Here is a 17,671-nt window from a genome sequence, read left to right as displayed (position 1 = left end):
CAGATTGCCCACGTGTTACTCACCCGTTCGCCACTAATCCACCCCGAAGGGCTTCATCGTTCGACTTGCATGTGTTAAGCACGCCGCCAGCGTTCGTCCTGAGCCAGGATCAAACTCTCCGTGAATGTTTTCCCGTAATCGGGATGACACCACGAGAGCGGAACCAGGAGGAGGAATAATCCCCCCGGCTCACAGCGTCCTCGCTGTGTTTTTTCAAAGGAACCTCGCCCTCCCGGAATCGGGAGAGACGGGGTATCAACATATCTGGCGTTGATTTTTGGCACGCTGTTGAGTTCTCAAGGAACGGACGCTTCCTTTGTACTCACCCGAGAGACTCTCTCGTGGCTTTCCTCCGGGCGCTTCCCTTCGGTGTTTCCGACTTTATCAGAGATTCTGAGTCGGAATTTCCATCCGGTCCGGGAGTGAATCCCCGGTGCGTGGAGCACCTGGGTTCCCGTTCTGGTGGAGCCGTAAACGTACTGGAGCGGGGCGCCCCGATGCAAATCGAGGGGCCCCGCCCCGAGTTCACACCCACCACGGTTCGGGCGGCCGTGCGAACGGCCGCCCGTGACGGCGGGTCAGACCTCGACGACCACCGGGAGGATCATCGGCCTGCGCCGGTAGGTGTCCGAGACCCACTTGCCCAGCGTGCGGCGGATGAGTTGCTGCAGCTGGTGGGGCTCAACGACGCCGTCCTGAGCCGACCGCTCCAACACCTCCGTGATCCTCGGGGTCACATCGCCGAAGGCCGAGTCCTCGATGCCCGAGCCGCGGGCCTGGATGTGCGGGCCCCCCGTGATCTTGCCCGTCGACGAGTCGACCACGACGAAGACCGAGATGATGCCCTCGTCACCGAGGATCTTGCGGTCCTTGAGCGCGGGTTCGCCGACGCCTCCGACCGAGAGGCCGTCGACGTAGACGTAACCGGCCTGGACCTTGCCGGAGATCTTCGCCTTTCCCTCGACGAGATCGACGACCACGCCGTCCTCGGCGATGACGATCCGGTCGTGCGGGACGCCCGTCATGGCGCCCAGCTCGGCGTTCGCGCGCAGGTGGCGCCATTCACCGTGGACCGGCATCAGGTTCTTCGGCCGGCAGATGTTGTAGAAGTACAGGAGCTCGCCCGCGGACGCATGGCCCGAGACGTGCACCTTGGCGTTGCCCTTGTGGACGACGTTCGCGCCCCAGCGGGTCAGGCCGTTGATCACTCGGTAGACCGCGTTCTCGTTGCCGGGGATCAGCGACGACGCCAGGATCACCGTGTCGCCCTGGACGATGCGGATCTGGTGGTCCCGGTTGGCCATGCGCGACAGGGCCGCCATCGGTTCGCCCTGGGAGCCCGTGCAGACCAGCACGACCTCGTCGTCCGGGAGGTCGTCCAGCGTCTTGACGTCCACGACCAGCCCCGGCGGGACTCGCAGGTAGCCCAGGTCCCGGGCGATACCCATGTTGCGCACCATCGAGCGGCCGACGAAGGCGACCCGGCGGCCGAACTCGTGGGCCGCGTCGAGGATCTGCTGGATGCGGTGGACGTGGCTGGCGAAGCTGGCCACGATGATCCGCTTGCGGGCGCTCGCGAAGACCTGACGCAGGACGTTGGAGATGTCGCGCTCGTGCGGGGTGAAGCCGGGGACCTCGGCGTTCGTGGAGTCGGTGAGGAGGAGGTCGATGCCCTCCTCGCTCAGCCGGGCGAACGCGTGCAGATCCGTGAGGCGGTTGTCCAGCGGGAGCTGGTCCATCTTGAAGTCGCCCGTGTGGACCACCATGCCCGCCGGGGTGCGGATGGCGACGGCCAGGGCGTCGGGGATGGAGTGGTTGACCGCGATGAACTCGCAGTCGAAGGGACCGATGCGCTCACGGTTCCCCTCGGCCACCTCCAGGGTGTAGGGACGGATGCGGTGCTCCTGGAGCTTGGCCTCGATGAGGGCGAGGGTCAGCTTGGAGCCGATCAGCGGGATGTCCGGCTTCTCGCGGAGCAGGTAGGGGACGCCGCCGATGTGGTCCTCGTGGCCGTGTGTGAGGACGATGCCGTCGATGTCGTCGAGGCGGTCCCTGACGGAGGAGAAGTCCGGCAGGATCAGATCGATTCCGGGCTGCTCCTCCTCGGGGAAGAGCACTCCGCAGTCAACGATCAGCAGGCGGCCGCCGTACTCGAATACGGTCATGTTCCGGCCGATTTCGCCGAGGCCACCGAGCGGGGTGACCCGCAGGCCGCCCTCGGGGAGCTTCGGCGGCGGGCCGAGTTCAGGATGCGGATGACTCAAAAGACTCTCCTCACCACACACGCCACGTACCTGTAGGGCACGTGGCGCGCATGACGTTCGTGCAAAAGCAGTTGTCAGTGTGGGACGCAGGCACCTGTGTCCTGCCTATTCAGTTGTGAAGTCCGTTGTCAGAGCTGTACCCCGCCGGCGGCAAGATCGATCTTGAGCTGGGCGGTCTCCTCGGGCGTGAGCTCGACCATGGGGGCGCGCAGGGGTCCTGCGGGCAGGCCCTGGAGTGCGAGCGCCGCCTTGGTGGTCATCACGCCCTGGGTGCGGAACATGCCGGTGAAGACCGGGAGCAGCTTCTGGTGGATCTCGGTGGCCTTCTGGACGTCACCGGAGACGTACGCCTCGACCAGGGCGCGCAGCTCGGGGGTGACGACGTGGCCGACGACCGAGACGAAGCCGACCGCGCCCACGGAGAGGAGCGGCAGGTTCAGCATGTCGTCGCCGGAGTACCAGGCGAGGCCGGACTGGGCGATGGCCCAGCTGGCGCGGCCGAGGTCACCCTTGGCGTCCTTGTTGGCGACGATCCTCGGGTGCTCCGCGAGGCGGACGAGTGTCTCGGTGTTGATCGGGACGCCGCTGCGACCGGGGATGTCGTACAGCATGACCGGCAGCTCGGCGGCGTCGGCGACGGCCGTGAAGTGCCGGTAGAGGCCCTCCTGCGGGGGCTTGTTGTAGTACGGCGTGACGACGAGCAGGCCATGCGCGCCCACCTTCTCGGCGGCGTGCGCCAGCTCGATGCTGTGGTGGGTGTCGTTCGTGCCGACGCCGGCGACGACGTGGGCGCGGTCTCCCACGGCCTCCAGGACGGCCCGTACGAGATCCGATTTCTCCGCGTTGCTGGTGGTGGGGGACTCTCCGGTGGTGCCGTTGATGATCAGGCCGTCGTTGCCTGCGTCCACCAGGTGGGTGGCGAGCCGCTGTGCGCCGTCGAGGTCGAGTGCGCCGTCCGCCGTGAAGGGCGTGACCATGGCGGTGAGGACCCGCCCGAAGGGGGTCTGCGGAGTGGAGGTCGGAGCCATGGGTAACACGCTACTCGCTGCTCAAGGCGCGGTCTGCCCGCGGGGGGCCGTAAAAGTCCGGACAAAGGTGGAACCCGGCACTGCCTGCTCGGGGGTTCAAGCAGTGCCGGGTCCGTTTGATCAGGCTAGATGAACTTCGCGAAATGCCGCAATCCGGGCGCCTCTCTCGGTTGACCCGTACATGCGTGTCCCAGGCGACCGGAGCCGCCCGCGATACGGGTCCCCGTGGGTACTACGGGGCGATCCGGCCGTTGGCATTGAAGGCGGCGTGCGTCAGCGGCATCAGCCTGGCCCACTCCGCCTCCATCTTCTCGCCGACCATCTCGATCTCCCGTTGCGGGAAGGACGGGACCTTGGCGAGCTCGTGCTGGGTGCGCAGGCCGAGGAAGTGCATGAGCGAGCGGGCGTTGCAGGTGGCGTACATCGAGGAGTACAGACCGACCGGGAGGACCGAACGGGCGACCTCGCGGGCGACGCCGGCGGCGAGCATCTCCTGATACGCCTCGTACGCGTGTACGTACGTGTCCTCCATGACCCGGCCGACCAGCTCCTGCTGTGCCTGGGTGCCCTCCACGAAGACGTACTTTCCGGGGCGGCCCTCCTGGACGAGCTTGCGGGACTCGTCGGGGACGTAGAAGACGGGCTGGAGCTCGCGGTAACGGCCGCTCTCCTCGTTGTAACTCCAGCCCACCCTGTGCCGCATGAACTCGCGGAAGACGAAGATCGGGGCGCTGATGAAGAACGTCATCGAGTTGTGCTCGAAGGGGCTGCCGTGCCGGTCCCGCATCAGGTAGTTGATCAGGCCCTTGGAGCGCTCCGGGTCCTTCTTCAGCTCGTCCAGGGACTGCTCGCCCGCGGTGGAGACGCGGGCGGCCCACAGCACGTCGGAGTCTGCCGCGCTGTGCTTGACCAGCTCGACGGTGACGTCGCTGCGGATGCTGGGCTTGAGGTCGTCGGCGGGGGTGTGGGTCACGGCTCGGAGGGTCCCTTCCATCACGTCTCTCGGGCGGCGCCCACTCTACGGTCCGGCACTGACAACGCGGCGTTCGGTGGCGGTCCGCGACATTCGTCGGCGAACTTCTGTGAAATCGGCGATAGCGGGCACCTTCTGGGGGTTTCGCACGTCTGTGTAGGTGACCGCGATTGTTCGAGTCGCCAGGTCCGTCACAAGGTCCCGAAGGAGAAGCGCACCCCATGTTCCGTCGGCGCGAGCCCGTACCGTTCGCCTTCATCGCCGAAGCCGACAGGTTCCGCAGCAATGTCACTCCCCCGCCCCGTGAGCGGACCTCCGCGCGCGAGAGGGCCGGGCGCTGGCTGATAGGTCTCACCGTCGTCGCGGGGCTCGTGGGCTCCGTACTCCTCGGGATGCCCGCGCTGTCGCTCGACCAGGCGCCCGCGCACGAGTCACAGGCGTCCCAGAACCGCTGACCGCGGGGCTGCTCAGGCCGGCCACCCAGGCCGGCCGCCCGAATGGCAGGGTGCGCACCCCCATGGACCCCCGCGGGTGGTGGGCGCGCATCCGGCTCGATAGCCTCACTCGGCGATGTCCCCCGCATCGATTGAGTCTGGACTGAGTGAGGATCTGTCGTGCCCCTGCCCTTCCTGACCGCCGATCGCGCTTTTGACGAGGCGGTGGACGACCAGGCGCTGCCGTTCGACGACCGCGACCGCTGGCGGCGGCCCTACCGACCTGGCCCGTGGCGGGTGAGCGCGGCCGCGATCCTGCTGCTGCTCGCCTCGTACGTGCTCTTCGCGGCGGTCATCATCACGGTGGCCGGGACCCTGGCCGCCGGCGCGGTCTGCTTCGGGCTGGCGCTGTGCATCATCGCCGGCGCCCTGCGGCTGCTGCGCATGGGGACCTGGGTGAGCGGGCGGGGGCTGCGCAAGGTGAGCTTCCTGGCCACGCGCACGACGCCCTGGGAGCAGGTCGCCTCGGCACGGACGGTGCAGCAGCCGGTGCGCTGGCTCGGGCTGCCGCGCACGCTCCAGGGCCAGGCCCTCGTCCTCGAACGCAAGGGCCGGGCATCCGAGGCCGTGCTGCCGCTGATGACCTCGCACGACGCCGACTTCCTGGCCCGTCCGGATGCCTTCGACCGGGCGACGGACACGGTGGAGGCGTGGGCCGCGGAGTACACGCGGTGAGTTCGAGCGGAATGTGATGAGGGCCGGTCCGCGTGTGCGGGCCGGCCCTCGGTGTGTCGGAAGGTGCGCTCAGGCGGGCTGGACAGGTTTGCTGTCGTGCAGCGCGATCGCCCGTTGCATCGCCTTGCGTGCCCGGGGTGTGTCCCGGGCGTCGCGGTAGGCGATGGCGAGGCGGAACCAGCTGCGCCAGTCGTCGGGGGCGTCCTCGGTCTCGGCCTTGCGCCGGGCAAAGACCTCGTCGGCCGAGTCGCGGTCGATGCCGCCGCCCGCGGTGCGCCTCAACTCGTCGACGGGCAGGCCCCCCTCGGCGTCGAGTTCGGCGGCGAGCTGGTTGGCCTTGTGGACGAACTGGGTGTTCTTCCACAGGAACCACAGACCGATCCCCGGCAGGATCAGCACCGCCACACCGAACACGATCGTGACGGGTGTGCCGGCCTCGATCAGCAGGATGCCGCGGCTGCCGACCAGGACGAAGTAGACGAGCAGGACGGCGGCCGTGACGGTGTACGTGATCTTCGCGCGCATGGTGGTTCCCGGCCGCTCAGCTCAGGTCGAGGAAGTGTTCGAGGCCGAAGGTGAGGCCCGGGGCGGTCACCACGCGGCGGGCGCCCAGCAGGATGCCCGGCATGAAGCTGCTGTGGTGGAGGGAGTCGTGGCGGATGGTGAGGGTCTCGCCCTCGCCGCCGAGGAGGACCTCCTGGTGGGCGAGGAGGCCACGGAGGCGTACGGCGTGGACGGGCACTCCGTCGACGTCCGCGCCCCGGGCGCCGTCCAGGCCGCTCACCGTGGCATCAGGCTGGGGGGCGCTGTCGGCGCGCTCGCGGGCGGCGGCGATGAGCTGGGCGGTGCGCATGGCGGTGCCGCTGGGGGCGTCCACCTTGTTCGGGTGGTGCAGCTCGACGACCTCGACGGACTCGAAGTAGGGCGCGGCCTTCTCGGCGAACTTCATGGTCAGCACGGCCCCGATGGAGAAGTTGGGGGCGATGAGCACGCCCGTCTCCGGGGAACGGTCCAGCCAGCCCCGCAGCTGCGCGAGGCGCTCGTCGGTCCAGCCCGTGGTCCCGACGACCGCGTGGATGCCGTGGCGTACGCAGAAGTCGAGGTTGCCCATGACCGAGGCGGGGGTGGTCAGCTCGACCGCGACCTGGGCTCCCGTGTCGGCGAGCGTCTCCAGTTTGTCGCCGCGGCCGAGGGCGGCCACCAGCTCCATGTCCTCGGCAGCCTCGACGGCCCGTACCGCCTCGGATCCGATACGGCCCTTGGCGCCGAGGACCGCCACGCGCAGCTTGCTCATGTTGTTGCTTCCTTAGGGGAATGCGGGTTGTCGAGGACGTACGCGAACCTACCGGCGATGCGTGCCGCCGCGCCTCACGCGACCGCGTCGTGCAGCCGGGAGGCCTGCTTGTCCTTGAGCGGACCGATGACGGACAGCGAGGGGCGCTGTCCCAGGATGTCGCGGGCCACGGACCGGACGTCGTCCGGGGTGACCGCTGCTATCCGGGCCAGCATGTCGTCGACGGACATCTGCTCGCCCCAGCACAGCTCGCTCTTGCCGATACGGTTCATCAGCGCGCCGGTGTCCTCCAGGCCGAGGACCGTGGAGCCGCGGAGCTGGCCGATGGCACGGTCGATCTCGTCGTCCGGCAACCCGCGCTCGGCGACCTGGTCTAGCTCGTCCCGGCAGATCTTCAGCACATCGTGGACCTGGGACGGCCGGCAGCCCGCGTACACGCCGAAGAGACCGCAGTCGGCGAAGCCCGAGGTGTACGAGTACACGCTGTACGCCAGGCCGCGCTTCTCCCTGACCTCCTGGAACAGTCGGGAGGACATGCCGCCGCCGAGTGCGGTGTTGAGGACGCCGAGGGCCCAGCGGCGCTCGTCGGTGCGGGCCAGGCCGGGCATGCCGAGGACGACGTGGGCCTGCTCGGTCTTGCGGCCGAGGAGCTCGACGCGGCCGGCCGTGCGGATGGTGCGGCGGCCGTCGCGCGGGGCGATCGGGGTGGCGTCGGGCCGCTTGAGGGCGCCGGCCTGCTCGAAGGCGGCGCGGACCTGCCGTACGACCTTGTTGTGGTCGACGTTGCCCGCGGCCGCGACGACGAGGTGCGTCGGGTCGTAGTGCTTGCGGTAGAAGCGGCGGATGCGGTCGGCGGTGAGGGCGTTGACCGTGTCGACCGTCCCGAGGACCGGGCGGCCGAGGGGGTTGTCGCCGAACATCGTGTGCGCGAACAGGTCGTGCACGCAGTCGCCCGGGTCGTCCTCCGTCATGGCGATCTCTTCGAGGATGGCGCCGCGCTCGACGTTGACGTCCTCTTCGAGGATGAGCGAGCCGGTGAGCATGTCGCAGACGACGTCGATGGCGAGCGGCAGGTCGGTGTCGAGTACGCGTGCGTAGTAGCACGTGTACTCCTTCGCCGTGAACGCGTTCATCTCGCCGCCGACCGCGTCGATGGCGGCGGAGATGTCGAGTGCGCTGCGCCGTGTGGTGCCCTTGAAGAGGAGGTGCTCCAGGTAGTGCGTGGCGCCGTTCAGCGCGGGTGTCTCGTCGCGGGAGCCCACGTTCGCCCAGATCCCGAAGGTGGCGGAGCGCACGGAGGGCAGGGTCTCGGTGACGATGCGCAGGCCGCCGGGGAGGGTGGTCTTACGGACCGTACCGATGCCGTTGCTGCCCTTGATGAGGGTTTGGGTACGGGCGACGGCCCGCGCCTCGGAGGAGGTGCGGGCCGTCGCCAGGGAGCTACGCGACGTCACTTGTCGCCGTCGTCCTTCTTCTCGTCGGAGCCGCCGTCGGACTCGCCCTCGCCCTCGATCACGGGGATGAGGGAGAGCTTGCCGCGGGAGTCGATCTCGGCGATCTCGACCTGGACCTTCTGGCCCACGCCGACGACGTCCTCGACGTTCTCCACGCGCTTGCCGCCGGCGAGCTTGCGGATCTGCGAGATGTGCAGCAGACCGTCCTTGCCCGGGAGCAGCGACACGAACGCACCGAAGGTGGTCGTCTTCACGACCGTGCCCAGGTAGCGCTCGCCGACCTCCGGCATGGTCGGGTTGGCGATGCCGTTGATCGTGGTGCGGGCGGCCTCGGCGGCCGGGCCGTCGGCGGCACCGATGTAGATCGTGCCGTCGTCCTCGATCGTGATCTCGGCGCCGGTGTCCTCCTGGATCTGGTTGATCATCTTGCCCTTGGGGCCGATGACCTCGCCGATCTTGTCGACCGGGATCTTCACGGTGATGATCCGCGGTGCGTTCGGGGACATCTCGTCGGGCGTGTCGATCGCTTCCATCATCACGTCGAGGATGTGGAGGCGGGCGTCACGGGCCTGCTTCAGCGCGGCGGCCAGGACGGAGGCCGGGATGCCGTCCAGCTTGGTGTCGAGCTGGAGGGCGGTCACGAACTCCTTCGTGCCGGCGACCTTGAAGTCCATGTCCCCGAAGGCGTCCTCCGCACCGAGGATGTCGGTGAGGGTGACGTAGTGCGTCTCGCCGTCGACCTCCTGGGAGATCAGGCCCATGGCGATACCGGCGACGGGGGCCTTCAGCGGCACACCGGCGTTCAGCAGCGACATGGTGGAGGCGCAGACCGAGCCCATGGAGGTCGAGCCGTTCGAGCTGAGGGCCTCGGACACCTGGCGGATCGCGTAGGGGAACTCCTCACGCGTCGGCAGGACCGGGACCAGGGCGCGCTCGGCGAGGGCGCCGTGGCCGATCTCGCGGCGCTTGGGGGAGCCGACGCGGCCGGTCTCGCCGGTGGAGTACGGCGGGAAGTTGTAGTTGTGCATGTAGCGCTTGCGGGTCACCGGGGAGAGGGTGTCCAGCTGCTGCTCCATGCGGAGCATGTTGAGGGTGGTGACGCCCAGGATCTGGGTCTCGCCACGCTCGAACACGGCGGAACCGTGCACCCGCGGGATGGCCTCGACCTCGGCGGCCAGCGTACGGATGTCCGTCACGCCACGGCCGTCGATGCGCTTCTTCTCCTTGATCACGCGCTCGCGGACCAGCTGCTTGGTGAGCGAGCGGTACGCGGCGGAGATCTCCTTCTCGCGTCCCTCGAAGTCGGGGAGCAGCTTCTCGGCGGCCAGGCCCTTCACGCGGTCGAGCTCGGTCTCGCGCTCCTGCTTGCCGGCGATGGTGAGTGCCTGGGCGAGCTCGGTGCGGACCGCGGCGGAGAGCGCCTCGAACACGTCGTCCTGGTAGTCCAGGAAGATCGGGAACTCGCCGGTCGGCTTGGCGGCCTTCGCGGCGAGGTCGGCCTGGGCCTTGCACAGGACCTTGATGAAGGGCTTCGCGGCCTCCAGACCGGCGGCGACGACCTCCTCGGTGGGGGCCTCGGCGCCGCCCTTGACCAGCTTGATGGTCCCCTCGGTGGCCTCGGCCTCGACCATCATGATCGCGACGTCGCCGTCCTCCAGGGTGCGGCCCGCGACGACCATGTCGAAGACGGCGTCCTCGAGTTCGGTGTGCGTCGGGAAGGCCACCCACTGGCCGCGGATCAGCGCGACGCGGACGCCGCCGATCGGGCCGGAGAAGGGCAGGCCGGCCAGCTGCGTGGACGCGGACGCGGCGTTGATGGCCACGACGTCGTACAGGTGGTCGGGGTTGAGCGCCATGATGGTGGCGACGACCTGGATCTCGTTGCGCAGGCCCTTCTTGAAGGACGGGCGCAGCGGGCGGTCGATGAGACGGCAGGTGAGGATGGCGTCCTCGGAGGGCCGGCCCTCACGGCGGAAGAAGGAACCGGGGATCTTCCCGGCCGCGTACATCCGCTCCTCGACGTCGACCGTCAGCGGGAAGAAGTCGAGCTGGTCCTTGGGGTTCTTGGATGCGGTGGTGGCCGACAGCACCATGGTGTCGTCGTCCAGGTACGCCACGGCGGAGCCGGCGGCCTGCTTGGCCAGGCGGCCCGTCTCGAAGCGGATGGTGCGGGTGCCGAAGGAGCCGTTGTCGATGACGGCCTCGGCGTAGTGGGTCTCGTTCTCCACTAGCGTTTTCTCCGTTACATATCGTCTTTCGTCCCTGGTCCCGCCCGTGTGGCGGGGGGACGGTGGTGGAGAAGCGCTCCGTCTGGTGCGGGCCGGTCTTCGATCGAAGCACCCGGGGCTCACTTCCCCCCGGGGGCCACTACCGAGGACCGGCGGCGGCGAGACGCGCTTCTCCTCGTTCGGTGTGGGTGAGGTCATCCGGGTGTCCGCTCGTGTCCCGGTTGCCGTCACGCTGTGTCGTGTGTACTGCGTTGTGCTACCACCCTACAAAGCGGCGGTGACACTCCGCACGTTCCGCACGTACAGCAAAGGGAGCGGTCCCCCACCTCCGGGAACCGCTCCCTTCACGGCGTCTTACTTGGCGCCCGCCGCACCGCGGCGGATGCCGAGGCGGTCGACCAGCGTACGGAAGCGCTGGATGTCCTTCTTGGCGAGGTACTGCAGCAGGCGACGGCGCTGACCGACCAGGATCAGCAGGCCACGGCGGGAGTGGTGGTCGTGCTTGTGGGTCTTCAGGTGCTCGGTCAGGTCCGAGATACGGCGCGAGAGCATCGCGACCTGGACCTCGGGGGAGCCGGTGTCGCCCTCCTTGGTACCGAACTCGGTCATGATCTGCTTCTTCGTAGCGGCGTCGAGCGGCACGCGTACTCCTCGTGGGTCTTCTTGTTGCCACCGAGTGCCCCCTGGTCTTCTTCTCAGGGGAGCTTCCGTGACTCGGGAGGCGGGGATCCGTCCGGCGCGGTCTCCGGCAGGTACCGCGAACGCGCACACAAACGGCCGTCACACAGCGTACCAGCCCGGAAGTGTCCGGTTTTCCGCCGTGGCCCGCGGGGCTCAGACGCCGCCGCGGACCTTGCCGTAGACATCGAGGACGGCCAGGCAGACCGGGATCAGGGAGAGCAGCACCAGCGAGTCCGCGAGGTCCAGCATGCGGCCCCAGAAGGGGGAGAGCCCCTTCTGGGGGACGATCAGGGCGATCGCGATCAGCAGCAGCACACCGGCCGCGACCGAGGCGCCGAGCCACAGGGTGCGTACGTCGACGGGGCCGGTGTTGCCCTGGACCAGTTCGAGGATGATGTCGGCCGGGGGCGAGATCGCGAGGCCGAGGATCAGCAGACCGAGCGTGACGACACCGGCCACGAACAGGCAGGTGACCTGGGCCGTGTACCGGAACAGGCGCGCCCGCAGCATCGCGGCGACGCCGGTGCACAGGGCGAGCAGCTGCGCCCAGCCGCTGTCGCTGAAGCCGAGCACCGCGCCGCCCGCGCCGACGATGACGGCGGCGCAGCCGCCCACCAGACCGAGCAGCAGTTCGTGGCCGCGGCTGGTCTGGGCGACGATGCGCTGGACGTCGACGGCCTCGAGGTCGCCCTCCTGGCCCTCGCGACGGGCCCTGGCCAGGTCCTCCGGGTTGCGGAAACCGATCGGCAGCTTGGCGAAGCGGGCCGACCAGCCGGGCAGGAAGCCGACGACCGCGAGGGCGACGACCGAGGTACCGGCGGCGATCTCCCGCGGCTCCGCCTCGGTGAGCACACCGCAGAACACAGCGAGCGTGCCGATCGCGGAGGCCAGCGCGGCGGCCACGAACGGGGCGTCCCCCTGCGGCAGCAGCATGATCAGGATGACGGAGAAGAGCAGGACGGCGACACAGCCGACGAGGAACTGGATCCTGCCCGGACCCTCCCCCGGGTCCTGGGAGATGACGCCGGAGCCCGCGATGAGCGCGTGCGGCAGCGCCGAGATGCCCAGCGCGACCGCGCTGCCGCGGTCGTCGTACACCCGGGCCCGTACACCGGCGAGTGCCGTCAGGGTCACCGCGGCGACGCCGGCGAGGATGCCCTGCAGGCCGTGCATGTCATGCCGTACCGGGTCCGCGAACCAGAAGACGAAGCCGAGCATGACCAGCAGCAGGGCGCCGGAGACAAGGCCGGCGATCCGCATGAGGTTGTCGTTCCAACTGCGGCTGTCCTGCTTGACCGCGGCGGCGATCGCGTCCACCACGTCGTCGTGGACGGCCGGCGGCAGTGAGTCGGCGAAGGTGCGCAGCAGCAGCACCTCGCCGTCCCTGACCCTGTGCTCGAGCAACGAACGGCTCGCGTCGAGGACTTCGCCCTCGCGGCGTACCAAGTGGTAGCCGGCGGGGCTGGTGTCCGACTGGACCAGGCCCGAGAGCCTGACGATCTCAGGAAACAGGTCCTGGATCGGCAGATCCTCAGGCAGAGCCACATCGACTCGGCTGTCCGGCGCTGCGATGGTGATTCGGCAGAAACCTGTCGAAGTCCCCGTGCTCACCTGGTACATCCCCCTGTGGAAAAGGCTTCTTCGCGCCGTTCGTACGACGCGGAGCGCCACCATATCCGCTACGGCAGGCGCAACAGGGCCTGCCTCCCTCAATTCTCCCCGGACCCCCTCGGCATCTCCATCCTCCTGGCGCCCTGGCGCACTGCTCGCATCAGTAGGATCGTCGCCTACGCGGACGACGCCTAACGCGGACGAGAACACGTCGCGGTACACGGGGGCGTCACACCAGGACGTATCAGACGTAGTCAGACGTATCAATCGCGAAGGATGAGTGCATCGGTGAGCGTCGTCATCATCAAACGGCCACCGCGGATAACACCCCCGGTGGTACCGGACGGCGAGGTCAAGCTGGAAACGCCGCCCGAGATCCCGCGCGAGGGCGACGAGAGCATGCTGATGAACCTGCTGCCCATGATGGGCATGCTGGGTTCCGTCGGCTTCTTCTTCATGCCCAACCTGCCCTCCTACATGAGGGTGGTCGGTGGGCTGATGCTGGCCTCGACCCTGGCCATGGCCATCGCGCAGTTCGCCAAGTCCCGGCAGGGCGGCGGCGCGGGGATGGCCCAGGACCGGCGTGACTACTTCCGCTATCTCGAACAGGTCCGCAAGGACGTACACAAAACGGCTGAACTGCAGCGGCGCAGCCAGCTCTTCCAGCACCCCGACCCGGAGCAGCTGTGGGCGGTGGCGGCCGACGGCAAGCGGCTGTGGGAGCGGCGCCCGACCGACGCGGACTTCGCCTCCGTGCGGATCGGCCGTGGTGTCCAGCAGTTGAACACTCCGCTCGTCGCGCCGGAGACGGCCCCCAAGGACGAGCTGGAGCCGCTGACCGCGGCGGCCATGAAGGCCTTCCTCGACGCGCACGGCAGTCTCTCGGACCTGCCCGTCTCCATCTCGCTGCGCGCCTTCTACCACGTGACGGTGTGCGGAGAGACCGACACGGTCTACGCCAACGCGCGTGCGACGCTGGCCCAGCTGGCGACGCTGCACTCGCCCGAGGACCTGATGATCGCCGTGGTGGCGCACCCCTCCTCGGCGGCCGACTGGGACTGGATCAAGTGGCTGCCGCACAGCCAGCACCCGAAGGCCAAGGACGGGGCGGGCTCGGCCCGGCTCCTGTTCGACGACCTCGGCGAGCTGGAGGAGGCCCTGGCGGACCAGCTGGACGACAGGCCCCGCTGGAACCGGGAGGCCAACCCGGTCTACGACCAGCCGCACCTGATCGTGGTGCTCGACGGCGGCACCGTGCCGCCGGACTCCGAACTCGCCAGCAGCGAAGGGCTCCAGGGCGTCACCTTCCTCGAGATCTCCCCCGGCGAACTGGAGGAGGAACTGCGCGCGGGTCTGACGGCCTACGTGAAGCCGGACCGGATGCGGCTGTTCGTCGGCCACGAGTCCGCGTACACCGGCAAGCCCGACGTACTCAACCCGGCGCAGGCCGAGTCCCTGGCGCGGCAGCTCTCCCCCTTCCGGGTCGGCTCCGCGGAGGAGGGCGAACCCCTCCTGTCCAACCTGGACTTCACGGACCTCATGGGCATCGGCGACGCGGGTTCCGTGGATGTCTCCCGCACCTGGCGTCCGCGCACGCTGCACGAGCGGCTGCGGGTGCCGATCGGTGTCGGCGAGAACGGCGAGCCGGTCATGCTGGACCTCAAGGAGGCCTCGCAGGAGGGCATGGGCCCGCACGGCCTGTGCGTCGGCGCCACCGGCTCCGGCAAGTCCGAGGTGCTGCGTACGCTGGTGCTCGGTCTCGCGGTGACGCACTCCTCGGAGACGCTCAACTTCATCCTCGCGGACTTCAAGGGCGGTGCGACCTTCGCGGGCATGGCGGACATGCCGCACACCGCGGCCGTGATCACCAACCTCGCGGACGACCTCACCCTCGTCGACCGTATGCGTGACTCGATCATGGGTGAGACGCAGCGCCGCCAGGAGCTGCTGCGTTCGGCCGGCAACTACGCCAACCTGAACGACTACGAGAAGGCACGGGCGGCGGGCGCCGCGCTGGAGCCGATGGCCTCGCTGGTGATCGTGCTCGACGAGTTCTCCGAGCTCCTCACGGCCAAGCCCGACTTCATCGACATGTTCATCCAGATCGGCCGCATCGGCCGGTCGCTGGGCATTCACCTGCTGCTGGCGTCGCAGCGCCTGGAAGAGGGCAAGCTGCGCGGCCTGGACACGTATCTCTCGTACCGGATCGGTCTGCGGACCTTCTCCGCCGCCGAGTCCCGTACGGCGATCGGTGTCCCGGACGCCTACCACCTGCCGTCGATCCCGGGCTCCGGCTATCTGCGGTACGACACCGACACCATGGTCCGCTTCAAGGCGGCGTACGTGTCGGGGGCGTACCACGGCGAGGGCCCCTCGCGGGTGAGCCGCTCCACGCAGCTGCGGCCCGCGCTGTTCTCCGCGGAGCATGTGGCACTGCCCCCGCAGCCGGTGATCGAGGAGCCGGAGCCCGACAACCGGGTGGACGACGCGCTCGCCGACACCGTCCTGGACGTCCTCGTCAGCCGGATGATCAACCAGGGACCGCCAGCCCACCAGGTGTGGCTGCCCCCGCTGGAGGAGGCTCCCTCGCTGGAGCAGCTCCTCCCGCAGCTCGCCGTCACCCCGGAGCGCGGCCTGACCGCACCCGACTACACGGCGCTCGGCCGGCTCAACGTCCCGGTCGGCATGGTGGACAAGCCGTTCGAGCAGCGGCGTGACGTGCTCTACCGGGACTTCTCCGGCGGTGCGGGTCACGGTCTGTTCGTCGGTGGTCCGCAGTCCGGCAAGTCGACGCTGCTGCGTACGCTCATCTCGTCGTTCGCGATCACACACACGCCGTCCGAAGTGCAGTTCTACTGCCTGGACTTCGGCGGTGGCAGTCTGATCGCGATGGAGGACCTGGCGCACGTCGGCGGCGTCGCCAACCGTCTCGACGCCGAGAAGGTGCGCCGTACGGTCAGCGAGGTCGAGGGCATCCTCAACGCGCGCGAGGAGTACTTCCGCGCGAACAACGTCGACTCGGTCCAGACGTACCGTCAGCGCCGGGCCGCGGGCCAGCTGCCGGACCAGCTCTGGGGTGACGTCTTCCTCGTCATCGACGGCTGGGCGACGTTCAAGACGGACTACGAGATGCTGGAGTCCACCGTCACGGAGATCGCGACGCGCGGCCTCGGCTTCGGTGTGCACGTGATCCTCAGCGCGAGCCGCTACACCGAGGTGCGGCCGGCGCTCAAGGACATGCTGCAGAACCGCATCGAGCTGCGGCTCGGTGACCCGACCGAGTCGGAGATCGACCGCAAGGTCGCGCAGAACGTCCCCGCCACCGTGCCCGGCCGTGGTCTGACCCCGGACAAGCTGCACTTCATGACGGCGCTGCCGCGCGTCGACGGCTCCTCGGAGACCGAGGACCTGTCGGAGGCGACGTCGATCCTCATCCGCGGCATCAACGACAACTGGCAGGGCAACCCCGCTCCGGCCGTGCGGCTGCTGCCCACGCTCTTCCCGGTGGACCGGCTGCCGAAGGGCTTCGAGCACCCGGACCGCGGTGTCGCCATCGGTATCGACGAGTCCTCGCTCTCGCCCGTCTTCGTCGACTTCGAGACGGACCCGCACTTCATCGTGTTCGGTGAGAGCGAGTCCGGTAAGTCGGCGATGCTGCGGCTGCTCATCAAGCAGATCTGCGAGCGCTACACGCCGACGCAGGCGAAGATCGTCATGGGTGACTACCGGCGTGCCCACCTGGAGGGAGTGCCGGAGTCGCACCTCTCGCGGTACTGCGCGTCGGCGCCCGCCCTGTCGGAGACGCTGGAGGGACTCGCCGGTTCGCTCAGCCGCCGTATGCCGGGCCCGGACGTCACGCCCGAGCAACTGCGCAACCGCAGCTGGTACAGCAGCCCGGACGCGTTCGTCATCATCGACGACTACGACCTGGTGGCGACCGGCATGAACCCGCTGTCCCCGCTCCAGGAGTACCTGCCCTTCGCCCGCGACATCGGCCTGCGCATCATCATCGCGCGCGCCTCGGGCGGTGCCAGCCGGTCGCTCTACGAGCCGGTCATGCAGCGCCTGCGCGAACTCGGCGCCCAGGGCATCGTGCTCTCCGGCGACCGGGCTGAGGGTGCGCTGCTCGGCAACATCACCGCCTCGCAACTGCCGCCCGGGCGTGGGTACTTCCACACGCGCCGACGGGGTGGGCAGCTGATTCAGACGGGGTGGCTGCCGGCTCGGTACTGATCCGGGGCGCGTCTGCGGTACAGGCATGGAGAGGGGCGGCACCAGGTGGTGCCGCCCCTCTCCGTTGCGTCTGGGGGTGGGTCTGGGCCCGGTGCCCCGGCTAGTCTGGCGTTGCGACAGAAAAGGCGAGCCACGGGGGGCAGTTGTGTCGTCGGACCACACGATCTCCGATCCCAAGGTCCTCAAGGACGAGGGCTTCAACATGTTCACGGTCGGCCAGGACTTCGCAAAGGCCGCGAAGAGCCTGGAGGACGGACTGACCGCGCTTGAGAAGGGTGACACCCCGCCCTGGGGTGACGACGACATCGGCTCGAAGTTCGGTGTCGTGTACGAGGGCCTGCGCGACGGCATGTACGACTCGATGGGCAGTCTGGCGGAGCGGCTCGCGGGGATAGGGCTGGCCTTCACCAAGATGGGCGTGGCGCAGGAGAAGAACGAGGCCAGGGAAGAGGAGATCTGGCGGGCGACGACCGCCGAGTACGACGGTCAGGTGAAGATGCCGTCGGGTGTGCAGGCCACGCTGACGCCTCGTCAGGGCCTCTGAACTCTCAACGGGTCTGGCGCGCTCAGCGGGTCTGGCGCTCAACAGCTCCGACGTTCAACAGATCTGACCTGCAAGCGATCTGCCTTGCAAGAGACTTGCAAGAGATCTGACTTGCAGCAGATTTGTGACAGCAACCCCCTGAAGTTGTCCGCGGGTGTGTCCGTACACTCTGTGCACTGCTGTACTTCTGTC

At 68.7% G+C, this 17,671-nt stretch carries 13 protein-coding genes and 1 rRNA gene; 4 read left to right on the top strand and 10 right to left on the bottom strand.

Annotated features, from left to right (window positions below):
* The 4 genes from FPZ41_RS10875 to thyX all read right to left on the bottom strand — a co-directional run.
* Nucleotides 1–125: ribosomal RNA gene (locus FPZ41_RS10875) — 16S ribosomal RNA — on the bottom strand; the annotation flags it as partial.
* Nucleotides 126–578: 453 nt separating this feature from the next.
* Nucleotides 579–2,264 carry a ribonuclease J gene (locus FPZ41_RS10870; RefSeq protein WP_152861465.1) on the bottom strand — a complete coding sequence of 562 codons (1,686 nt, stop codon included), beginning with the start codon at nt 2,262–2,264 and terminating at the stop codon, nt 579–581.
* Nucleotides 2,265–2,392: 128 nt separating this feature from the next.
* Nucleotides 2,393–3,292, bottom strand: coding sequence for a 4-hydroxy-tetrahydrodipicolinate synthase (gene dapA / locus FPZ41_RS10865; RefSeq protein ID WP_152861464.1), 900 nt, complete (start codon nt 3,290–3,292; stop codon nt 2,393–2,395).
* Nucleotides 3,293–3,524: 232 nt separating this feature from the next.
* A complete protein-coding gene (thyX, locus tag FPZ41_RS10860; protein WP_322620073.1) occupies nt 3,525–4,265 on the bottom strand; it encodes an FAD-dependent thymidylate synthase in 741 nt (246 codons plus the stop codon).
* Between the two features lie 221 nt (nt 4,266–4,486).
* On the opposite strand from thyX, the gene FPZ41_RS10855 reads away from it, so the two are divergent.
* Both FPZ41_RS10855 and FPZ41_RS10850 read left to right on the top strand, forming a co-directional pair.
* The gene (locus FPZ41_RS10855) at nt 4,487–4,720 is read left to right on the top strand and encodes a hypothetical protein (protein WP_152861460.1); all 234 of its coding nucleotides are present in this window, start codon (nt 4,487–4,489) and stop codon (nt 4,718–4,720) included.
* A gap of 159 nt (nt 4,721–4,879) precedes the next feature.
* Nucleotides 4,880–5,434, top strand: a complete 555-nt coding sequence (locus tag FPZ41_RS10850) for a hypothetical protein (protein WP_322620072.1) — start codon at nt 4,880–4,882, stop codon at nt 5,432–5,434.
* Nucleotides 5,435–5,503: 69 nt separating this feature from the next.
* Here the strand turns inward: FPZ41_RS10850 and FPZ41_RS10845 are convergent, their stop codons facing one another.
* The 6 genes from FPZ41_RS10845 to eccD form a co-directional block, all read right to left on the bottom strand.
* Entirely contained in the window at nt 5,504–5,959 is a 456-nt protein-coding gene (locus FPZ41_RS10845; RefSeq protein WP_152861458.1) for a tetratricopeptide repeat protein, read from the bottom strand.
* 16 nt (nt 5,960–5,975) lie between these two features.
* The gene (gene dapB / locus FPZ41_RS10840; RefSeq protein ID WP_152861456.1) at nt 5,976–6,728 is read right to left on the bottom strand and encodes a 4-hydroxy-tetrahydrodipicolinate reductase; all 753 of its coding nucleotides are present in this window, start codon (nt 6,726–6,728) and stop codon (nt 5,976–5,978) included.
* A 74-nt stretch (nt 6,729–6,802) separates the two neighbouring features.
* Nucleotides 6,803–8,182 carry a M16 family metallopeptidase gene (locus tag FPZ41_RS10835; RefSeq protein ID WP_322620071.1) on the bottom strand — a complete coding sequence of 460 codons (1,380 nt, stop codon included), beginning with the start codon at nt 8,180–8,182 and terminating at the stop codon, nt 6,803–6,805.
* Entirely contained in the window at nt 8,179–10,410 is a 2,232-nt protein-coding gene (locus FPZ41_RS10830; protein ID WP_322620070.1) for a polyribonucleotide nucleotidyltransferase, read from the bottom strand. The genes FPZ41_RS10835 and FPZ41_RS10830 overlap by 4 nt, the downstream gene beginning before the upstream one ends.
* Before the next feature lie 354 nt (nt 10,411–10,764).
* Nucleotides 10,765–11,052, bottom strand: coding sequence for a 30S ribosomal protein S15 (gene rpsO, locus FPZ41_RS10825; RefSeq protein ID WP_322620069.1), 288 nt, complete (start codon nt 11,050–11,052; stop codon nt 10,765–10,767).
* Between the two features lie 192 nt (nt 11,053–11,244).
* A complete protein-coding gene (gene eccD, locus FPZ41_RS10820) occupies nt 11,245–12,702 on the bottom strand; it encodes a type VII secretion integral membrane protein EccD (RefSeq protein WP_322620068.1) in 1,458 nt (485 codons plus the stop codon).
* A 288-nt stretch (nt 12,703–12,990) separates the two neighbouring features.
* On the opposite strand from eccD, the gene eccCa reads away from it, so the two are divergent.
* Entirely contained in the window at nt 12,991–16,935 is a 3,945-nt protein-coding gene (gene eccCa / locus FPZ41_RS10815; RefSeq protein WP_322620067.1) for a type VII secretion protein EccCa, read from the top strand.
* Nucleotides 16,936–17,080: 145 nt separating this feature from the next.
* Complete coding sequence (locus FPZ41_RS10810) at nt 17,081–17,479, top strand: hypothetical protein (RefSeq protein ID WP_152861450.1); 399 nt, start codon at nt 17,081–17,083, stop codon at nt 17,477–17,479.
* The last annotated feature ends 192 nt before the right edge of the window (nt 17,480–17,671 follow it).

Origin of the sequence: Streptomyces acidicola (assembly GCF_009377235.1) — a bacterium.
GTDB lineage: Bacteria > Actinomycetota > Actinomycetes > Streptomycetales > Streptomycetaceae > Streptomyces > Streptomyces acidicola.
Note: the sequence above shows the minus strand (reverse complement) of the source record. Positions and strands in the feature narration are given on the sequence as shown.

Excerpts from the sequence above, each read along its gene's own strand:
- dapA (WP_152861464.1), bottom strand. The coding sequence starts at position 3,292 with ATGGCTCCGACCTCCACTCCGCAGACCCCCTTCGGGCGGGTCCTCACC.
- FPZ41_RS10855 (WP_152861460.1), top strand. The coding sequence starts at position 4,487 with ATGTTCCGTCGGCGCGAGCCCGTACCGTTCGCCTTCATCGCCGAAGCC.
- FPZ41_RS10845 (WP_152861458.1), bottom strand. The coding sequence starts at position 5,959 with ATGCGCGCGAAGATCACGTACACCGTCACGGCCGCCGTCCTGCTCGTC.
- dapB (WP_152861456.1), bottom strand. The coding sequence starts at position 6,728 with ATGAGCAAGCTGCGCGTGGCGGTCCTCGGCGCCAAGGGCCGTATCGGA.